Raw genomic sequence first — 3,071 nt, 5'->3', positions numbered from 1 at the left:
GCGTCGTTGCCCGTCTTGGCCTGATTGACGTAGACCCCCGCCGTGGTGGGCTTGGGCATGGTCGGGTCGCCCCAGGCCGCGTTGGCGAGGGAGGCCGTGTTGGGCGGCAGCTCGACCCGGCGCGCGCCAGTGGTGAGGGCGTGGCGCCCTTGCTTGTAGACCTTCTCGTAGCGTCCGGCGATCGGATTTCCCCAGCCGTCGAACGGGGGGGTGCCTTTGTAGTCGACGCCATCGGCGCTGCCGGAGACCACCGAAGCGCTCGTGGCGGTGCTGTTGAAGATCGCGGCATACCCACCGTTGTAGAACTCAGAAGGCAGAGTGAGCTGCAACGGATCATTGACGTGAAACGGGCCGTCAAATTCATAGGAGATTCCGTACGGTATCCCGTTCGTCTTGTCGGCGAAGTACCCGAACCTCGCAAAGCTCTGCTGGGCGATGCTCGCGGTGATGCGGCGCACGGGTCTGCGACTGCTGTCGCTGCTGCGGCACGCATCAGACACCAGGGTGAAGACGCGCAGCGGGCTGCTGCCGTTGGGAGGGGTCTGGGCGTCGGCAGTGATGGTGGTCTGGTAGCTGAAGGCGCCCAACCCCGCCCACGGCCGCGTCAGCGGCGAGGCCACCTCTCGCCCGTTGGCCAGCTGGTTCTCGATGTAGGCGATGGCATCTTGAACCCCCGCGTCGGCGGCGAAGTAGGCCGACGTGTCGGTCTGGTGGATGAGGGCCGCGTTCAGCTCGACGGGCAGCAGTCTCTGAAAGGCCTGGGCGAGAAGGAAGAGGGCCGTGAGAAAGAACAGCGCGAGCAGAATGGCGCTGCCGCGGAGGGGGGCGTTCGCGTGCTGCCAGGCGTGCGTCGTCATGGCGGTCAACGTAGCGCATCCGGAAGGAGAATTGAAGGGCTCAGATGGCCTCGTCGCTCCACGAGCGCACGGTGAGCTTGGGGTAGGTGGGAAAATAGGGCGGCGGGCTGCTGGCCAGGTTGGTATCGTAGTGGATGGTGCGGATGAAGCCGTGGGTGTACGGGTTCCAGAGGTTGGCGTTGTTCACCGTGACGCCGTCGTTCGAGACGATGAGCCCCCCATAGATGTTCAGGACACCCAGGCCCTGCTTGTCGAGGCCATCGATGACCGAACCGCCTCCTCCACCCTTGATTCCCGCCATGGCCGTGGCGTAGAGGTAGACGGGGGTTGCCGAGCTGCGTGGAAGCGACGTGGGGAACCGCAGGGTGTAGGTCACCAGGCCCAGATTGTCGGCCGTGCCCGTGGGGTTCTGACCCACAGGTGTGTCGGATCGCGTGATGCTCCCCCCGATCTTGATCTCGGTCTGCTTCGTCACATCGGTGGCGATGGTGCGCTGCCCCTTGTTCACCCCTGACAGCGACGCAATGGTTCCGGTCGAGTAGACCACGCCATTGGTCAGGGTGCTCACCACATTCGGCTTCCCGAAGGGAGGCACGACGAGGGTGCGGCCCTGGGGAACGTTCTGGCCATCGGGTGCTCTGACCGAGGAGGCCAGGGTCTCGGTGACCGTGGTCTGGCCGATGGCCTGCTTTATGGTGAGGCTTCGATTGCCGGCCGAATCGACCGACATGGTCATCTTCGACACGTCGCCCACGATGTAGACGCCGCCGGACGAGCCGTTGCCCGTCTTGGCCTGGTTCACGTAGACGCCGGTGGTGCTGGGCGGCCCGGTGCTCGGATCTCCCCACGCCGCACTGGCGAGGGACTGCGTGTTGGCGGGCATGTCGATGCGGCTCACCCCTGTGCGCAGCGACGGTCGACCTTGGGCGTAGAGGGCCTCGTACCGCCCGGGGATGGGGTTTCCGTTGCTGTCGTAGGGCGGATCGCCTGCCCCGCTGCCTCCGTCACTCACATAGGTGACCCCGTCTGCACTGGAGGAGTCACGAGATGCGCTTGTCACCGTGCTCAAGAAGAGCGGGCTGTACGCATTGCTGTACACTCCACCTGGAGTGCCGATCCGCAACGGGTCATTGACGTGGAACGGGCCGTCGTAGTGTTCCGTGGAAGGGTCCCACCAGCCGGTCTGATCGACGGTATCGGCGTACAGCGCGAAGCGCGCGAAGCTCTGCTGGCCGGCATAGGCAGAGATGCGCCGTAGCTGACGTTTGCCGAACGAGGCGATCGAGTCGATGCGATACACCCGTATAGACCCGTTGCTGTTGGGTGGGGTCAAAGCGTCTGGCGTCACGGTCGCTGTCCACGTCCAGTCGGCTCCCAGCCCCCCTGAGCGCAGATACGGAGGCGACCCGGCAAACGGCTCATTTCCCTGGGCCAATGCGCTCTCGATGAACGCAATGGTGTCTTCGACCCCTGCGTCGGCTACGAGGCTGGCACGTGTGTGCAGTTCGTTCGAGAGCGCCGCGTTCAGCTCGACCGGCAGCAGCTTCTGGAAGGCGGTGGCCAGCAAGAACAGCGCTGTGAGAAAGAACAGCGCCAGCATGATGGCGCTGCCACGCCGGCCTGGCCACGCCGTCGAGCGGATGAGGGGAGACACCCCAGAAATGTAACTGAACGGCGCGACCAGGGAAAGGGGGGCGCTCTCAGCTCTGGGGGAACGGTGGGGTTTCGATGAGGCGAGCGGGGTCGAACCCCTGGGCTGCGGCGCGTTCCTTGATTCCCTCGAGGGTTGCGTCGTCGAGCTGCGGCGTTCGGCTCAGCACCCACATGGCGCGTCGAGCCGGGTCGCCCACCACCGCATACTGGTAATCCGGCTGCAGGTCGACCACCCAGTAGTCGGCCGCGCCCACGCCGTACTTGCCCACGCCAGGAACGAAGCTCACCCGGAGCTTGCTCGTGTCGCCTTCCTTGCCCACCGAAGCACTGCCCACGACATTGCGGTACTCTCCCGTTACCGGATCGTAGGCGGTGTTCTCGACCCGCACGCGGCCGTCCGGCTGCACCGTGTACTGCGCCCGCGCGGCCTCACCGGGCTTCTCGAAGGCGTTGTCGTAGCGGGCGACCTCATACCAGGTTCCCTGGTAGCGGTTGAGGTCGAGCCCTGTCACCGTGGTGGGGGCCGGACGTGCGGTGCCGCTCACCTGGAAGCGGGCCATT

Annotated in this window: 3 protein-coding genes; all 3 read right to left on the bottom strand. The window is 65.5% G+C overall.

Annotation, left to right across the window (positions count from 1 at the left end):
- The coding region (locus EB084_22610) for a hypothetical protein (protein ID NDD31057.1) at positions 1–857 on the bottom strand (857 nt) is incomplete at its 3' end.
- A gap of 40 nt (positions 858–897) precedes the next feature.
- Positions 898–2,457, bottom strand: coding sequence for a hypothetical protein (locus EB084_22605; GenBank protein ID NDD31056.1), 1,560 nt, complete (start codon positions 2,455–2,457; stop codon positions 898–900).
- 100 nt (positions 2,458–2,557) lie between these two features.
- The gene (locus EB084_22600; GenBank protein NDD31055.1) at positions 2,558–3,070 is read right to left on the bottom strand and encodes a hypothetical protein; all 513 of its coding nucleotides are present in this window, start codon (positions 3,068–3,070) and stop codon (positions 2,558–2,560) included.
- Position 3,071: the final 1 nt, after the last annotated feature.

This window comes from Pseudomonadota bacterium (genome assembly GCA_010028905.1).
In the GTDB taxonomy this organism is placed as follows: Bacteria; Vulcanimicrobiota; Xenobia; order RGZZ01; family RGZZ01; genus RGZZ01.
Note: the sequence above shows the minus strand (reverse complement) of the source record. Positions and strands in the feature narration are given on the sequence as shown.